Source organism: Paenibacillus sp. TSA_86.1, from assembly GCF_052691815.1.
The window spans coordinates 812,727-828,094 of sequence record NZ_JBQZGE010000001.1 but is presented as its reverse complement, the minus strand read 5'-3'; the positions used below and the strand labels follow the sequence as shown (position 1 = coordinate 828,094).

The 15,368-nt window shown below is 45.3% G+C and carries 14 protein-coding genes; 3 read left to right on the top strand and 11 right to left on the bottom strand.

Going from position 1 to position 15,368, the window contains the following annotated elements; translation table 11 throughout:
* Positions 1–134 precede the first annotated feature (134 nt).
* The 3 genes from ACUTVW_RS03860 to ACUTVW_RS03850 form a co-directional block, all read right to left on the bottom strand.
* Positions 135–800, bottom strand: coding sequence for an FMN-dependent NADH-azoreductase (locus tag ACUTVW_RS03860; protein WP_445644560.1), 666 nt, complete (start codon positions 798–800; stop codon positions 135–137).
* Positions 801–950: 150 nt separating this feature from the next.
* Positions 951–2,174 (bottom strand): aminotransferase-like domain-containing protein, encoded by a 1,224-nt coding sequence (locus ACUTVW_RS03855; RefSeq protein ID WP_445644559.1) that lies wholly within the window; start codon positions 2,172–2,174, stop codon positions 951–953.
* A 159-nt stretch (positions 2,175–2,333) separates the two neighbouring features.
* Positions 2,334–2,990 (bottom strand): response regulator transcription factor, encoded by a 657-nt coding sequence (locus tag ACUTVW_RS03850; RefSeq protein WP_445644558.1) that lies wholly within the window; start codon positions 2,988–2,990, stop codon positions 2,334–2,336.
* A 441-nt stretch (positions 2,991–3,431) separates the two neighbouring features.
* Between ACUTVW_RS03850 and ACUTVW_RS03845 the strand changes: the two genes are divergently transcribed.
* Both ACUTVW_RS03845 and ACUTVW_RS03840 read left to right on the top strand, forming a co-directional pair.
* Positions 3,432–3,842, top strand: a complete 411-nt coding sequence (locus ACUTVW_RS03845; protein WP_445644557.1) for a hypothetical protein — start codon at positions 3,432–3,434, stop codon at positions 3,840–3,842.
* Positions 3,839–4,903: a phosphodiester glycosidase family protein gene (locus ACUTVW_RS03840; protein ID WP_445644556.1), complete on the top strand. Its 1,065-nt coding sequence runs from the start codon at positions 3,839–3,841 to the stop codon at positions 4,901–4,903. Before ACUTVW_RS03845 ends, ACUTVW_RS03840 begins: the two co-directional genes overlap by 4 nt.
* A gap of 333 nt (positions 4,904–5,236) precedes the next feature.
* On the opposite strand, the gene ACUTVW_RS03835 is transcribed toward ACUTVW_RS03840, so the two are convergent.
* The 6 genes from ACUTVW_RS03835 to ACUTVW_RS03810 all read right to left on the bottom strand — a co-directional run bounded on the left by ACUTVW_RS03835 (position 5,237) and on the right by ACUTVW_RS03810 (position 13,058).
* On the bottom strand, positions 5,237–6,253 hold the full coding sequence (locus ACUTVW_RS03835; protein ID WP_445644555.1) for a LacI family DNA-binding transcriptional regulator: 1,017 nt from the start codon (positions 6,251–6,253) through the stop codon (positions 5,237–5,239).
* A 102-nt stretch (positions 6,254–6,355) separates the two neighbouring features.
* Entirely contained in the window at positions 6,356–8,521 is a 2,166-nt protein-coding gene (gene bglX, locus ACUTVW_RS03830; protein WP_445644554.1) for a beta-glucosidase BglX, read from the bottom strand.
* Between the two features lie 135 nt (positions 8,522–8,656).
* Positions 8,657–10,261: an ABC transporter substrate-binding protein gene (locus ACUTVW_RS03825; protein ID WP_445644553.1), complete on the bottom strand. Its 1,605-nt coding sequence runs from the start codon at positions 10,259–10,261 to the stop codon at positions 8,657–8,659.
* Positions 10,262–10,318: 57 nt separating this feature from the next.
* Positions 10,319–11,221: a carbohydrate ABC transporter permease gene (locus ACUTVW_RS03820; RefSeq protein ID WP_445644552.1), complete on the bottom strand. Its 903-nt coding sequence runs from the start codon at positions 11,219–11,221 to the stop codon at positions 10,319–10,321.
* Positions 11,222–11,238: 17 nt separating this feature from the next.
* Positions 11,239–12,198, bottom strand: coding sequence for an ABC transporter permease (locus ACUTVW_RS03815; protein WP_445644551.1), 960 nt, complete (start codon positions 12,196–12,198; stop codon positions 11,239–11,241).
* A gap of 11 nt (positions 12,199–12,209) precedes the next feature.
* Complete coding sequence (locus ACUTVW_RS03810) at positions 12,210–13,058, bottom strand: alpha/beta hydrolase (protein WP_445644550.1); 849 nt, start codon at positions 13,056–13,058, stop codon at positions 12,210–12,212.
* 396 nt (positions 13,059–13,454) lie between these two features.
* On the opposite strand from ACUTVW_RS03810, the gene ACUTVW_RS03805 reads away from it, so the two are divergent.
* Positions 13,455–14,369, top strand: a complete 915-nt coding sequence (locus tag ACUTVW_RS03805) for a serine hydrolase domain-containing protein (protein WP_445644549.1) — start codon at positions 13,455–13,457, stop codon at positions 14,367–14,369.
* Between the two features lie 76 nt (positions 14,370–14,445).
* Here the strand turns inward: ACUTVW_RS03805 and ACUTVW_RS03800 are convergent, their stop codons facing one another.
* Positions 14,446–14,691, bottom strand: coding sequence for an AbrB/MazE/SpoVT family DNA-binding domain-containing protein (locus ACUTVW_RS03800; RefSeq protein ID WP_090919903.1), 246 nt, complete (start codon positions 14,689–14,691; stop codon positions 14,446–14,448).
* 169 nt (positions 14,692–14,860) lie between these two features.
* Positions 14,861–15,325, bottom strand: coding sequence for a tRNA (uridine(34)/cytosine(34)/5-carboxymethylaminomethyluridine(34)-2'-O)-methyltransferase TrmL (trmL, locus tag ACUTVW_RS03795; RefSeq protein WP_445644548.1), 465 nt, complete (start codon positions 15,323–15,325; stop codon positions 14,861–14,863).
* Positions 15,326–15,368: the final 43 nt, after the last annotated feature.

The following is a 15,368-nucleotide window of genomic DNA, read 5'->3' as shown; positions in this document are numbered from 1 at the left end:
AACCCGTGCGGGCTTACCTTCGTCCAAGATGGGCATACATAGCCCGTGTGCCCGCATTCGCAAATAGCCCAAAAAACGCCTGTCATCTCCTTGGAGACGACAGGCGTTTTAATTAAACCGATATCGAAATGGAATTAGAAGCTTGCTGCTACTTCTTTAGCCAATTTCAAACCAGCTTCCACGATTTCTTGGGAACGATCAGGAGAAGCATTGTGACCTTCTACAACGACAACCTCAGGGTTTTGGATGCCCCAGAAGCCAAGTACGTTCGTTACATAGCGAACGGACATTTCAGCAGATGCCATAGGCTCTACGGAATATACGCTACCACGTGCGTTAAGCAATGCTACTTTTTTGTCGCCTACCAGACCTACTGGGCCTTCAGCAGTGTATTTAAACATTTTGCCTGCTTGGCTCAGGTAAGAGATATAGTTAACCAGTGGTGCTGGAACAGTGAAGTTCCACAGTGGGAATGCAAATACCACTTTATCAGCTGCAAGGAATTGATCTTGCAATTGCGCAGCCAGTGTTGCTGCTTTTTGCTCTTCTGGAGTTGCTTCGATACCGTTAGCTGCTTTGTAACCACCAGTGATTACAGTGTTACCGTAGTAAGGAAGATCTGTATTGTAGAGGTCCAGCTCAGTGATGGTATCACCTGGATGGGACTCTTTGTATGCGCTCAGGAATGCATCGTACAATTGAACACTAACTGCTTGATCTGCAGGACGGTCATTAGCTTTAATAAAAAGAACATTAGACATGTTGAAATTTCCCCCAATAATTAAAATATATGAGTGCATATCCTCAACTCGCAACCGTTGTTGCCTAGTATAAAGAAACCAACAACTCATTAATTCACATTATATATAAAAATGTTAGTGGATGCAATAAGGTAATCTCTATGATTTGTAAACTACATTGAAATTTCTGTGTATGCAATCGTTCTATCTTTAGCTGCGAGCGGTAAATTCTGAGATGGCTTCGCTAATCAGATTCATGCCAAGTAGCAACTCATCACGCCCTGGACGGCTGAAGTTTAACCGAATATATTGTTGATCCAGCGTGCCTGTGGAGCATAACGTTCCGGGTAGAAAAGATACCCCCTTCAATAAAGCTGCCCTGAGCAGTGCCTCACTGTTCAGCCCTTCAGGCAGCTGGACCCACAGATACATTCCACCCTCAGGAATGTTATAGCTGCACCCTTTCCAGCCTGGTCTTTTCAATAATTCAAGCATCAATTTAAGTCTGGTTTTGTACTCCTTGTTCAGCATAGACAAGTGATCGCTCCATCGGAAGGGAGACTGCGCTAACAGCTGATACAACAGACGCTGGTTCATCGGACTGGACTGTCCATCTGCAATCCGTTTAACAGATGTCATCGCCTCTATAAGTGCCGGATGTCCAGCGGCCCACCCTGTGCGAAGTGCCGGCGCAACCGTTTTGCTAAAAGAGCCAATGTGGAGGACATGTCCACCCTGATCTGCGGTGTCGAGTGCGAAGAGTGAAGGATACTTGCGGTAGAAAGCAGCTGGCTCCAGACCGTCAAAATGCAACTCGCCATAGGAATCATCCTCCACAAGTAACACACCATAGCGCGCGCACAGATCAAGCACGGCTTCTCGTCGTTCCATGCTCCACAAGATTCCCGTGGGATTGGAAAAGCTGGGTGCAGCAAAAAGCAGCTTAGGCTTCACCTGCTGCATGTGCTGTTCCAATAAATCCGGCAGTATGCCGTCCTGATCTCCGGCGACTGGTACAATCGCCGCTCCCTGCATTTCCAGGACTTCAAGACAGCCGGGAGAAGTCGGATGTTCGACAAGCACAGAGTCTCCCGGCTCCAGCAACAGACGCATTACAAGATCGATGGCTTGTTGGGTACCTGTGGTCAGCAGAATCTGATCGGATACGGTTCGGATACCCTTACGCATATTCCAATCATTGTTCAGCCATTCCCTTAATGGTGCATATCCTCCAGGCTCACCATACTGCAAAGCAGAAGGCCCTGAACTGAATACAGACAGTGCTGCTTCCTCCAACAGTTTAAATGGAAACAGTTCCTCCGCAGGCAATTCTTCAGCGAGAGAAATGAAATATTCCTTGCCAGACATCTCACGTATATCCCTCAGCGGTGAAGATAAAAGCCTGTTGGTACGGGAAGCAAAGAAATATTTCATGGATAAATCCCCCTTCATCCCTAATCCGAAACTGTTCTCGCAGCCGCCCTACAACCTATTCCAACCGGACACCAAATATAACTAACTGGACAAATACCTGAATGATTACCTGACCGGATCCATCTAATCTTGACCTGACAGAACGAGCAAAGGCAATAATCAGGACAGTGTCTTAGCCTGCCTTGCATGTAAGGCATAACGTTCGATGGCCTGCGCTCTGCTGTTTACTTCCAGCTTCACATAAATTTTACGTAAATAATTGTCAATTGAGCGTCTGCTCACATTGATCTCACTCGCTATTTTATCATAGGTTACCCCTTGAACAATTCTTTCCATAATAAAAGTTTCTGTTTCGGTTAGTTCAATTATACATTCTTCTGCCGGTGAGTCAGCAGGATGACCCCAATCCTCACTGTTTAACCAAGACATTGGAATAGAAACGTAGCCCTCCCTTAGTCCGGAGATCAGATGAATCAGTTGGCTTGGTGAAGCCTGTTTGGATAACATGCCGCTTGCCCCAAGGCTCATCAGATGACGAAACAGCTTTACGTTATCCTCATCTGTCAGAATAATAATGTGTGTGTCATTCGATAGCCCTTTTATTTGGGCGATGTATTGATCCGCCTGTCCTTCCGGAAGACGATAATCCATCAGAATCAGATCAGGCTTGTGCACACTCACCAGTTCAAGGCCTTCTGTTCCCGTCGAAGTCATACCACGTACTGTCAAATCCTCTTGCTCTTCCAAGATTAATTTTGTTCCCAGCATGCTGGTGGGGTGGATATCAACGATGACCACCTGCCATACTTTTTTCATTATGGTTCCCCCTGTTATGTATTGGGCAATTGACTTCTGTTTCCATCCATATCCTTTACACAGTCTATGCGACAGTCCGAGTATAGATGAAGCAAAGGTCGGATTGTGTCGAATAAAGAAGAAATACAGGACCCAGACGCTTAAACGTTCTGTTTTCTGACTATATTTCACTGTAAAGACGGTAAGACGGGTCTCTTTCCATGCCTGAAATGATCAAAACCTAGTATAAATTTCCTGCATCCCTATCTAAAAAAGTCGAAAAACTCACCCAAAGTTCCTACTTATTGCATCTATAAGAAATTGTATCCTAGGACTTCCTTCCGATGCAATCTCTTTTTCATCTATTATTTAAAGAATTTCATTTTTGCGTAAATAAATGCAGCATGGTAGAATGAGGATTGGCATTTTTAATCTTTAATCTATTGAACCAGGAGTGATGTTATGAATCTATCCGACCCGTCTTCTGACACCCATCACACCCGGAGCGCCAAAGGCAAGATCAGATCATCCGTTAAATGGTTTCTGGTCATGTGGATCGTTCTCATTGCATTAGGAGTCACTGGAACCTACTATTATAGTAACCACCTCCAGCAACAGATGATCAACCAGCTTCAGGTCCATACACAAAAGCAGATTGACGCACTGAAAACCGACTACGAAAAGCAGCTAACAACGATATCCTCGGAAGTTGCAGCATTGCAGGGACAAGTTCAGTCTTTCAATGAACTGTTGACTTTCACCAAGGATAATGCAAGCAGCAAAACGGACAACAGTAATAAATTGTATACGCAGCTGAGCGAAGTGAAGAAACAACTGGAAGCTCTCCAGAAAAAGATGGACTTGCTCAAATGATTACACCCGCGAAACAGGTTAATCGTTTTTTTATGCTTGCACTCGCTCCTTTTATAGGATTAATCATATGTTTGCTGCTGTTTCGTCCAGAGTTTGAAGCAGGTACCGTAATTTCTTCTAACTTGCCTGAGGATCGTATAACCTCTCAGACCCAAGCAATCAGTAAAGAGCTTGCAGGAGCAAAGGAGGCTGCTGTTCAAACTTCTTCTTCTATTAAAAGAACAACCCAGCTCTACAACAAAACTACCAGTACCATGTCTGACATTGTACAAAAGGCTGCTGTTCAAGCCTCTCGTCCGGAAAGCATCTACAACAAACGGATTACGGCTAAACTTGGTGTTCCTTTTGAGCGTGTAGACAGTGATCGGATCACCATCGAGATGTATCGGGTTAATCCAGGTACTTACACGGGATATGCCATGAAGATCAATCTAAAGGATCACAGCGCGATGCAAATGGCTCTAAATAGTGAACTTGGTCGATCAGAAACGACAATGCAGGCGGTGAAACGTAACGGAGCGATTGCCGGGATTAATGCTGGCGGATTTGCTGACAGTGGTGGCAAACGTTATCCCCTCAGTACAACCGTCATGAACGGCAAGTACATCAACGGTTTTCAAGCCAGTTTCAAAGATTTGTTCTTTGTCGGACTTAACGATGCCGGTAAGCTGGTCGGAGGCAAGTTTTTCGATAAAAACGCTCTGGATCGTCTGCGCCCGCAATTTGGAGCGACTTTTGTACCGGTCCTTATGAAAAATGGACAGAAAACAATTATTCCAGACAAATGGAAGGTTTCACCCAAACGAGCTCCACGAACTGTCATTGGCAACTACAAGGATGATCAATTACTTATCATGGTAGTCGATGGTTACAACGAGAGCGGGAGTTCGGGTGCCACCCTCGAAGAAATGCAAGGCAGAATGCTTAAACTGGGCGTGATGGACGCCTATAATCTGGATGGCGGTGGTTCCTCATCGTTAATTCTGAATAACCGGGTGATCAACCACCCTTCGGATGGTAGTCTGAGACCTGTACCTACCCACTTTTTATTTTACAAATGATGGGGCAGGGCATTCCTTTTCTAACGAATATGGTTATAATAGAAGTAAATGAGCTTGTGCAGGAGGTGCGAAGTGTATGTCGTTTTCACTGACATTCTGGATTATTGCAGTTGTACTTACGCTATTTACCACAGGTATTCTCACTTCATCCTACAATCACGACAAAACAAAAGGCCTGTAAGGCCAAGCCTCTCTCTGGAGAGGCTTTTTTTCATGTTATCGCGTACAGCAAAGACAAGTCTTAAAAGGACGTTCCATCCTTCCAAAGCTTGTCTCTTGTTATAACGAAAGATATATGCAAGGTAACCAGCGAGCAATGATGCTATGCAGCGATTAGTAGCTGACTGCACGTTCGTTTGGCAGGGACAGCATAACCTCAGCCTGATTCGGCCCTGTCACAGACTCCCCTTCCACCAAAGTGACATATATTCGCTCGTGATCAACGGGTTCTCCAGCAATAATTTTAATTAATTGTTCAGCTGCGATCGCTCCCCATTTCCGTTTGGAATAATCGATGCTTGCGAGTTTGGGCTGCACGTAATTGCTAAGCTCAATATGATCAAAGCCAATTACATCGATGTGCTTGCCCACCTGGAGTTCACTGTCTGCAAGACGATCACATAAACCAATAGCCATCTCATCATTGAGACAAAAGACAGCTGCCGGTCCACTATACGTTTGAATAATTTGATCCGCGGCTCGTTCCCCTCCGCTTTTCTCGAAATCTCCCGTGACTTCTATCCACTCTACATCCGCCTCACGCTCAGCAACCTGTCTTACGGCTTTCAATCGCTGCACAGAGTCAAACGAACCTTCCGGACCTGTGACCACATAGATCTTTTTGTGACCATGTTCAATCAAATATTCCATCGCCAGTGTGGCTCCAGCCTTATTATCGAGCAGAACCTGATTAATATTGGGATGTTTCAACTCACGGTCAAGCACTACAATTTTGTGTCCTCGATCCGCATACTGCATAAGTTCCTCGCTCGAAAACGTGTGATCGAGAATAATAGCGCCGTCAATCATTCTTTCCGGCAACATTCGATGGGACTGTTTGCCGCTGCATACAATGAGATCATACCCTTGGGCATTACAAATCGCTTTCATGCCACTTAATAAGTCTCCGTATACATCCCCGCTGAAATCCGTGAGAAATACACCCAAAATCCGTGACTCTCTCTTTTTCAATGTTCTGGCAGCCGCATTGGGAACATAGTTTAGTTCTTTGGCAATGACCAGAATTTTCGAACGAGTCTCATCGGTCACTTTGTTGCTTCCATTCAGCGCGTATGATACGGTCGAGATGGAAACCCCCGCCTTTTTGGCGATATCCTTGATACTGACCATATTCTTTGCTCCTCTGTTATGTTGATCAGGCCTCTCATTACGAAAGACCTGATGTTTAATTAGATCTGAAGAAATGTACGTCTCGTCACAGAATCAACCGGTTCAAATTAGTCTGAATGTGTGGCTCCGTGTGTCCCTGCTGTTTGGTCCAACCATCACACGGAACTCTCCACGATCACTGTGATAACTCAGATCAGCATGGTGATAACGCAGCTGCGTTTCATTTAGTGTAAAAGTTGCCTTACCTGTCTCACCTGGTGCAAGAGATAGCTTTACATAATCTTTCAGCTCACGCATCGGACGAACCACTTCACCACTCACGTCCCGAACATACAATTGCACGGTCTCCACACCAGCACGATCCCCCGTATTGGTTACACACACCTGGATGGTCAGAGTGTCATTGGCAGCCATCTCGTGGCCTGACACTTCAATATCTCCATATGTAAATGTCGTATAGGAGAGACCATATCCAAACGGGAATAGCGGTTCATTGGGACTATCAATATATTGGGAAACATAACGATTTTCAGTATTATTCGGGTTGATCGGACGTCCTGTATTGAAGTGATTATAATATACTGGCACTTGTCCAACAGATTGCGGGAAAGACATCGTGAGTCTGGCAGATGGATTGACTGCGCCTGTAAGCACATCGGCAATTGCTGCTCCGCCTTCACTTCCAGGGAACCACGCTTCAAGTACAGCATGCGATTCGCTGATAACACCATTCAAATCGAGTGGACGGCCATTAAAAATAACACTGGCGATCGGTTTACCTGCTGCCTCAAGCGCCTGTACCAACTGCAACTGCGCTGCTGGTAAACGAATGTCTGTCCGTGAACCACCCTCGCCGCTCATCTCGGAATCTTCGCCTAGTGCAAGTACGATGACATCAGACTGACTTGCAGCCTCCAGTGCTTCGGCAATCTGCTCATCTGTTATCGTGTGAACATGACTGCCTTGAGCTACAACAACCTTCCCTTGCGGGAGACGCTCCTTCAATGCTGTTCCCAGCTTCACCGCATCCGATTTGACGCCTTCACAAGACCACCAGCCGAGGATGTCCTCGCTTTGAGCAAACGGTCCAATTAATGCCACCTTTGCATCCGGTTCGAGCGGAAGAACCTGCCCTTCATTTTTGAGCAGCACGGCAGACTTCGCAGCAAGTTCCCGTGATACCTCACGATGTTCCCTGGAAAAAACAATCTCATCCTCACGTTCAGGGTCGGCGGCTCGGAATGGGTTATCGAACAGACCCAGCTTATCTTTGAGTTGCAAAATACGCAAAACTGCTTCATCTACAAGCTTCTCATCCACTTCGCCCTGTTGAACCAGTTCAGGCAGATGTTTGACATAACACGGTGTCATCATCTCCATATCCACACCCGCACGAATAGCGCGATATGCCGCCTCACGGTCATCCTCGGCCGCACCATGGGCAATCATCTCACGGATGGAAGCCCAGTCCGAGATCAGCACGCCGTCAAACCCCCATTCATCGCGCAAAATACCACGCATTAACTTCTCATTCCCGCTGGCCGGAATACCGTCTACGGTATTGAATGAAGTCATCACCATCTCCACGCCAGCATCCAGCGCTGCCTTGTATGCTGGTAAATAATATTCACGCAGTTGGCGTTCTGACATATCTACCGTGTTATAATCACGGCCACCCTCTGCTGCACCATACGCCGCAAAGTGTTTTACACAAGCCGCAAGACGATCCAGTTCATCTGTCAAGTTATTCCCTTGGTAACCGCGCACAAAAGCGGCTGCAAATAAACTGTTTAAATAAGGATCTTCACCTGTTGTTTCCATCACGCGACCCCAGCGCGGATCACGAACCAAATCCACCATCGGTGCAAAGGTTACATGCAAACCGGATACAGCGGATTCACGTGCCGAAATCTCGGCACTTTTCTCTGCCAGCTCCAGATCCCATGAACACCCAATCGCCAGCGGAATCGGAAAGATGGTCTTGAAGCCATGCACCACGTCTGCCATAAACAGCAACGGGATGCCGAGTCGGCTTTTTTTCAAATAGGCCTGCTGTACATCGATAATAGCCTGTGCACCCGATAAACCAAGAATGGAGCCGCTCGCTCGTACAGATTGCTCCGTAATGCCCATCTCTTCCATCGGACCTGTAATCTGACCCTGCATATCTGTTCCTTCGTAAAAATTGGCAGTTAACTGCAACAACTGTGCCACTTTCTCTTCCAGCGTCATCTGATTGACCAAATCCATCAACTGCTGATTATTCACGTAATCATCCTCCACTACATCTTTATTGATAGAAAGAACCCGGCTGCGTTCGGGGAGAGACCGCGCACCGGGTTCAATCGGACGGGGAGACAGAACGCTCCTGCCATCCCCATTCTGTTCATGATTTTATTACGTTTACTTGAACTTCTCGTTCAGTTCGTCCAGATAAGGCTGAACCAGAGACTTTTTGCTGTTAACCCACTCTTTCCAGTTGGCTTCCAAGTCGCCACCTTTAAGGATCAAGTTGGCATATTCGTTTTGATAATCAAACGAAGCCTGACTTTTCGCTTTGGAATCGTATAAGTTAACATCCCAATCGTATGGTGCCAGTGATTTAGTTTCTGTACCCAACTTCGCTTTCTCTTGGAACAGTTCCACGGCTCTGTCACGATAATCTTTTTTGATTGCAGGGTTTACGACACTGAAGTCATCGCCCAGAAGATAAAGTCCTTCAAAACGTGCAGGGTATTTGTCTTCCAAAACCGTTCCCTCAGGCAACAAGTTTACCAGTTCTTTTTTGTCATCGTATTTCCAGTCTTTTCCTTCGAATCCCATATTGATCAGCAGTTGTCCTTCTTTCGTTGCAGAGTAATCGATCAGATCCATGATCCGTTCGAATTTCTCATCACTAATGTTTGGATTGAAGATCAAAGCAGACCAGAAGTTCGCTTGTTCCATGTTACGGTATTTACCGTCATCGCCCAGAACGATCGCTGTGTGAACGAGGTCATCACTGTTAACGCCAAGATTTTTCCGCATATCGGAATCCAGACCTTGTCTGTAAGAAGCCAATCCACCAAGACTGGTTACAGCCGCAGTACCTGTTACTTTGAAGTTGTTTTGTCCTTCATTGTTTTTCCAAGTGTAGAACTCTGGGTTAAGCAATCCATCCTTGTAGGCTTTTTGCATCAGTTTCAAACCTGTCAGTGTTTCCGGGTCTGCAGGACCCCAATGGAACTGACCATCTTCACCTTTGTAGAAAGGAACATCTGTCATCGCATGAACGCTGTTCGGCATAATCATGTTTGTCATTGCATCGGCAGCATTGTAAGATAATGGCACCAGTTTATTGCCCACCTTGCCTGGATCTTTTTCTTTCACCAGTTCAGCGAACTTGTTCAATTCAGAAGTGGTGTATGCATCTTTCAGTTCGAAACCAACGGCTTTTGCCCAGTCTTTACGAAGAGCAATAACACCGATTTGGTTCGTCAGCGGATCAGCCGGTTTGTTTTCAAAATAAATCGGTCTAGGAAGCACGTACGTACCGCCTGTGAGTTCTTCCAGCTTATCGCCAAGACCAGTCAGTTTGTAAGCCGCAGCAACATTTGGCCAGCGCTCTTTCCAATCATCAGGGAATTTGTAGAACAAGCCTTGATCGATGTTATTGATAGCATCGCCGTGTACATAGTTCCATACCGCTACATCCGGCAGGTCACCAGAGTTAATCCACAGGCGAAGCTTCTCACCCCATGAATCCCAGTCAATATAGTTGTAATCCCATTTGATATTAAATTTGTCCTGCCAGAATTTGTGGAACTCATTGTCCATATTTCCGTTTTTCACTTCGGTCAGATTCGCTACAGAAATGGTCAGGTTATCTTTGTAATTTCCTTCCGCATCCTTTTCGTTGCCACCATCTGAGCCTTTGCTGCTGTTGGAACAAGCGGATACTACCAACATCAAGAGACAGAGTGTGATCGCAAATAACGATTTGACTGACGACTTTTTACCCGTTTTCATGCTTTTACCCCCATGTTTTTAGTCGAATTTCTTTTGCATTGAAATCCTATGTGTATATCAGGTCTTGATAGCCCCTGTTAATACCCCTTTGGCAAAGTGCTTTTGCAGCATTGGGAAGAAACACATAATTGGTACCATCGTGACAAATACGGCAGCCATCTTCATACCCATGGAGAAGCTGCTCAGTTTCACTGCATCCACACTGGATGCATTGGATGCATTCGTTGTGGACGTTACAATGATGTTCCTTAGCACGTTTTGCAGTGGTAACTGATCTGCTTTTCGCAGGAAGATCATCGCATCATACCAGCTGTTCCAGTAGGCTACCCCATAGAAGAGTGTAATGGTTGCCATAATTGGTGTTGCCAGCGGAAGAACGACAGAGAACAATATTCTCCACTCTCCTGCACCATCGAGTCGTGCAGATTCCATCAGTGATTCAGGCAAGGTATAGAAATAGTTCATCATCAGAATCATGTTGAAGGCACTGAAACTTCCTGCCAGAATGACAGACCATAACGTACCTGTCAGATGCAATGATTTCATAATCAGGTACAGAGGAACAATACCTCCGTTAAAGATCATGGTGAACAGTACCAGGAAAAAGAGAAACTTCTTGAACGGGAAATTGCCGCGGCTCAGGCCGTAAGCCATACTTGTCGTCAGGAACAAACTGAGCGGCAGACCAATAACCAGCAAGATCAATGTGTTTTTGTAACCCGACAGAATGCTTCCGTCAGCGAACAGCGCTCTATAGGAATCGAGCGTGAACTCTTTCGGGAACATCAGGAACGGATTTTCAGCATATTCTTTTTGCGTTGCAAACGAGATCATAATCACGTTCCAGAACGGAATCAGGATCATCAGCGCAAGCACTAACAAAACAGCAAATATAAAATAATCGAGAATCGTCATTCGTTCGGTGCCAATTTTCGGCTTTCTACCAGTCTTTTTGCTCATCTTATTTTCCTCCTCTCTTATCGGAACAAACCGTCTCCGCCAAGCCACTTGGCAAATCTGTCAGCCAGAAGCAGCAGCACCATATTTACCAGGGAACGGAACAAGCTGACCGCTGTCGAGAATGAAAAGTCGGTTGATGACTGGAACGTAATCCGATAAATATACACATCGAGTACTTCAGATACATTCTTCGTTGCCGCATTCGCCAAGTTGAAGATCTGGTCGAACCCGGAAGACATCAATCCACCCACCGACAAAATAAACATAACCATGATCGTTGGCATAATGTTTGGTAGCGTAATACGAAACATCTGCTGCATCCGGGATGCACCATCGATCTGTGCAGATTCATATTGATCCTGATCAATACCCGAGATGGCAGCGAGGAAGATAATTGCGCCCCATCCACTTGATTTCCAGATGTCAGTCAGCAGCAACATGGGAACAAAGTTCGATTCGGAACCCAGGAAGTTAATCGTTGGCAATCCGAGCAATCCGAGCGCACTGTTTACTAATCCGTCATATGCAAGCACATTAATGACGACTCCGGATACAATGATCCAGGACAGGAAGTGCGGGAATGTCAGCACGGTCTGGAACCACTTTTTCCCTCTGCGCATCCGCAGCTCATTCAGCAGCAGTGCCAGAATAATGGGGAACGGGAACTGAATAATCAGTTTCAGAATGTTAATGTAAAGCGTCCGCCATACGGCATCAATAAAGGTCGGATCACGGAAAACGTATTTGAAATTTTCAAATCCGCTCCACGGACTTCCCCAGATTCCAAGGTTCGCCTTGTAATCTTTGAACGCCAGTGATAGGCCGCCCATCGGCATATAAGCAAACAAGATCAACCAGATTAGTCCCGGAACAAGCAGGGTATACGTCATTCGGTTCTTCCAGACTTCCGTCCAGAGCGACTTGCCTCTCATGTTTGCCTTCAGCTTTTTGTCAGGTCCTTCGGCTGCAGGTTTCAATTTGCATCTCCTCACTCTACTATGGTGTTGTCGTTATAAAGAAAATCAAACATCGTTTTCAGATGTTGCTCCCAAAATCTCCATTCATGTGTACCAGGGGTCTCAACATACCGAAAATCAAATGCAGTTCCCTGCATGTACTCGGTATACTCCCGGTTCATTTCCACGAAAGGATCATGATCTCCGCAACAGCTCAGAATCTTCGGCAAGGTTCCTCCCTGCTCCAGTAATCTGGCTGACAATGCGTAAATATCCTGATCAGCCTTAACCTGTAACCGTTCCCCAAAAACCGCTTTCATTTCCTTAATCATACCTTCTGGCATATGAGGATCACGAAGACGTGCCTGAATGTTCGTTACACCGGATAAAGACACCACTTTGCTGTACTGCTCAGGATAGGTCAGCCCACATTTCAATGCCCCGTATCCGCCCATGGACAAACCGGCAACATACGTTTTAGCTGGGTCGGAGTTCAACCGTAGCAGCCTTTCACATATTTCGGGTAGTTCCTTCGTGATGTAGTGGAAGTAATTCAGGCCGTATTCCATATCCGTGTAATAACTGCGACTCGCTTCCGGCATGATGACGGTACAGCCGTATTGGGCTGCGTACATCTCAATTGTGGTCAGACGCTGCCACGTACTCGCATTGTCTCCTGCCCCGTGAAGCAGATATAGTGTACCGCCTGAAGTCTCTCCGGAGTCACTGGACACCACATGTATGCTTGTATTCATGCATAATGTGGGCGATCCGGTTTCGATCGTAATATGCGCCATGATCGTAACCCCTTTCATCTTTGCTGCTTTTAACTGCGGATTGCTTGTTTTGTCTTCTCTGTGTGCCGTTTCTTCTTTCCACATGCTCCCCGTAACTAGGTTCTGGTATCGAAACGATTCTCTCGAATCGTTTCAAAAACAATCCACATTGATTTACTTGAAGATTAAATATCAACGTTTTACTTGGAAGCGATTTCTTCGAATCGTTTCGAATAAATCATAATCCCGATGAGTAAATCCTGTCAATAACCTTTTTACAATTTTCGCGTTATTTCTTTAAAAAAGTGACTTATACGTTTCGATTTTGATCCAAAAGACACTTTTATTGTGCGTACATTAAGGTTTAACCATCGTTATTCCACCTGAATTGACTTCAAACAAAGATTGTACTAACATGAGTTCTAATTTTGTGTTCGATTTACGGAAACGTTTCACCAGATTGAATTCATTCAGGTAAAAGCCTAAAACTGGAGGGTTATCATGTCTAAACATCTTCAAGGATTCATAGATACAATCAGAGCAGAGAAACTTCATGTACACTCTGTACGTGTTCTGCACGATGGGCAGCTTCTGGACGAATGGCATTCGGACGGTGATTGCCGCCGTGTGCAACATTCGGTAAGTAAATCCTTTACCTCCATGGCGGTTGGACTGGCCGTTCAGGAAGGACTCATTCAGTTAGATGACACATTAGGCGATTACTTCCCTTATGATCAAGTACAGCTAAATCCCCCACAACTGCCTTCTCCGCGAGAGCTTACACTGCGAGATCTGCTTTGCATGTCTTCTGGCCATGATTCTCCTCCTCTCTGGGCAGACGAACGAGCCTCCTTAAAAGAAAAGGACTGGGTGAAACATTACATGTCTTTATCATTAGATCGAATGCCAGGAAATCATTTCACATATAGTAGCGGGGATACATTCATGATTTCGGCCATGCTTCAAGCAGCTATCGGTCAGACAGTTAAAGATTACCTCATACCACGGCTTTTTGAACCACTAGGCATGGTTGATATAGAATGGGAGACTTCTCCACTAGGAATCACCCTTGGATGTGCAGGTCTTTGGCTGAGCAATGAAGAATTAAGCCGGTTTGGACAGTTTTTGCTTCAGGAAGGGCGTTGGAATAATAAACAACTGGTTCCTAATGAGTGGATTAGGGCAGCTACGTGTAAACAGATTGAGACAAACGGAGATGGAGATTGGGGACAAGGCTATGGTTATCAATTTTGGATGTGCTCGCATGATTCTTATCGCGCAGATGGAGCTTTTGGCCAATTTTGCATTGTTCTGCCTTCCAAAAAGGCTGTCATCAGTATCAACAGTGAAGAAGAGAATATGCAAGGTATTCTGAACGCTGTCTGGGAGCAGATCTTGCCTATATTGGCTTCATGACAAAAAATCCAAAAATAAACAAGCCAAAAACGCCATGGAATTTATGAACTCCATGACGTTTTTGTGTACTTGTTTTTTATGAAAGCTGAGTCATTTCTTCCAAGCATTGTGCGCATATGTAACGCTCTTTAAAGTCATTGACATCTTCCATTGATCCGCAGAAAATACATTTCGGACGGTATCTTTCCAAGATAATATGATCCCCTTGAACTAAAATTTCTACAGGATCTCCTTCATTCATTTGATACCTTTTGCGCAAAGATTTAGGTAATACGATCCTACCCAATTGGTCAACTTTGCGAACTACTCCTGCTGGCTTCATAGCTACGGCACACCTCTCCTATCTTACTCTGAATTTCTAGGTACATTAGTACTACATCTATAGATTCGCCAAAATTTTGTCGAATCCTGCTGGAAATAAACATTTTTTGTCCTTTTTTTTGAAAAATGTTTATTTAGCGAATTCTATCCGTCTTTTCGGAAGCAATTTATTAATCCAGCCCTGGAAAATTCAGCTGGCGGAGTGCTTCATATACAATAATTGCTGCTGAGTTGGAGAGGTTTAAGGAACGGACATCACTGCTCATTGGCATTTTCATGCAAGTTTCCGGATTCGCAGCAATTAATTCCGGTGGAAGCCCCTTGGTTTCTTTGCCGAACACCAGAAAATCTCCATCCTGAAATTCGAAATCCGAATACCGGTTTTGGGCTTTCGTTGTTGCGTAGAAAAAACGTCCGTCCGGGTACTTCGCCTGAACTTCATCAAAAGAATCATGATATTCGATATGAACTGCATGCCAGTAGTCCAGTCCAGCACGCTTCAAGGTTGCATCATCTGTCCGGAATCCCAGAGGACGCACGAGATGCAGATGCGTACCTGTCGCTGCACAAGTCCGCGAGATATTACCGGTGTTAGCCGGGATCTCCGGTTCAACAAGAACGATGTGTAATGCCATATGCGTTTGATCTCCTTTATATTTCATGTTCATGTATACAACA

What these genes read in the sequence shown, in the direction of transcription:
- ACUTVW_RS03860 (WP_445644560.1), bottom strand. Translation starts at nt 800, where the DNA reads ATGCACTCATATATTTTAATTATTGGGGGAAATTTCAACATGTCTAAT.
- ACUTVW_RS03855 (WP_445644559.1), bottom strand. Translation starts at nt 2,174, where the DNA reads ATGAAATATTTCTTTGCTTCCCGTACCAACAGGCTTTTATCTTCACCG.
- ACUTVW_RS03850 (WP_445644558.1), bottom strand. Translation starts at nt 2,990, where the DNA reads ATGAAAAAAGTATGGCAGGTGGTCATCGTTGATATCCACCCCACCAGC.
- ACUTVW_RS03845 (WP_445644557.1), top strand. Translation starts at nt 3,432, where the DNA reads ATGAATCTATCCGACCCGTCTTCTGACACCCATCACACCCGGAGCGCC.
- ACUTVW_RS03840 (WP_445644556.1), top strand. Translation starts at nt 3,839, where the DNA reads ATGATTACACCCGCGAAACAGGTTAATCGTTTTTTTATGCTTGCACTC.
- ACUTVW_RS03835 (WP_445644555.1), bottom strand. Translation starts at nt 6,253, where the DNA reads ATGGTCAGTATCAAGGATATCGCCAAAAAGGCGGGGGTTTCCATCTCG.
- ACUTVW_RS03825 (WP_445644553.1), bottom strand. Translation starts at nt 10,261, where the DNA reads ATGAAAACGGGTAAAAAGTCGTCAGTCAAATCGTTATTTGCGATCACA.
- ACUTVW_RS03820 (WP_445644552.1), bottom strand. Translation starts at nt 11,221, where the DNA reads ATGAGCAAAAAGACTGGTAGAAAGCCGAAAATTGGCACCGAACGAATG.
- ACUTVW_RS03810 (WP_445644550.1), bottom strand. Translation starts at nt 13,058, where the DNA reads ATGTGGAAAGAAGAAACGGCACACAGAGAAGACAAAACAAGCAATCCG.
- ACUTVW_RS03805 (WP_445644549.1), top strand. Translation starts at nt 13,455, where the DNA reads ATGTCTAAACATCTTCAAGGATTCATAGATACAATCAGAGCAGAGAAA.
- ACUTVW_RS03800 (WP_090919903.1), bottom strand. Translation starts at nt 14,691, where the DNA reads ATGAAGCCAGCAGGAGTAGTTCGCAAAGTTGACCAATTGGGTAGGATC.
- trmL (WP_445644548.1), bottom strand. Translation starts at nt 15,325, where the DNA reads ATGGCATTACACATCGTTCTTGTTGAACCGGAGATCCCGGCTAACACC.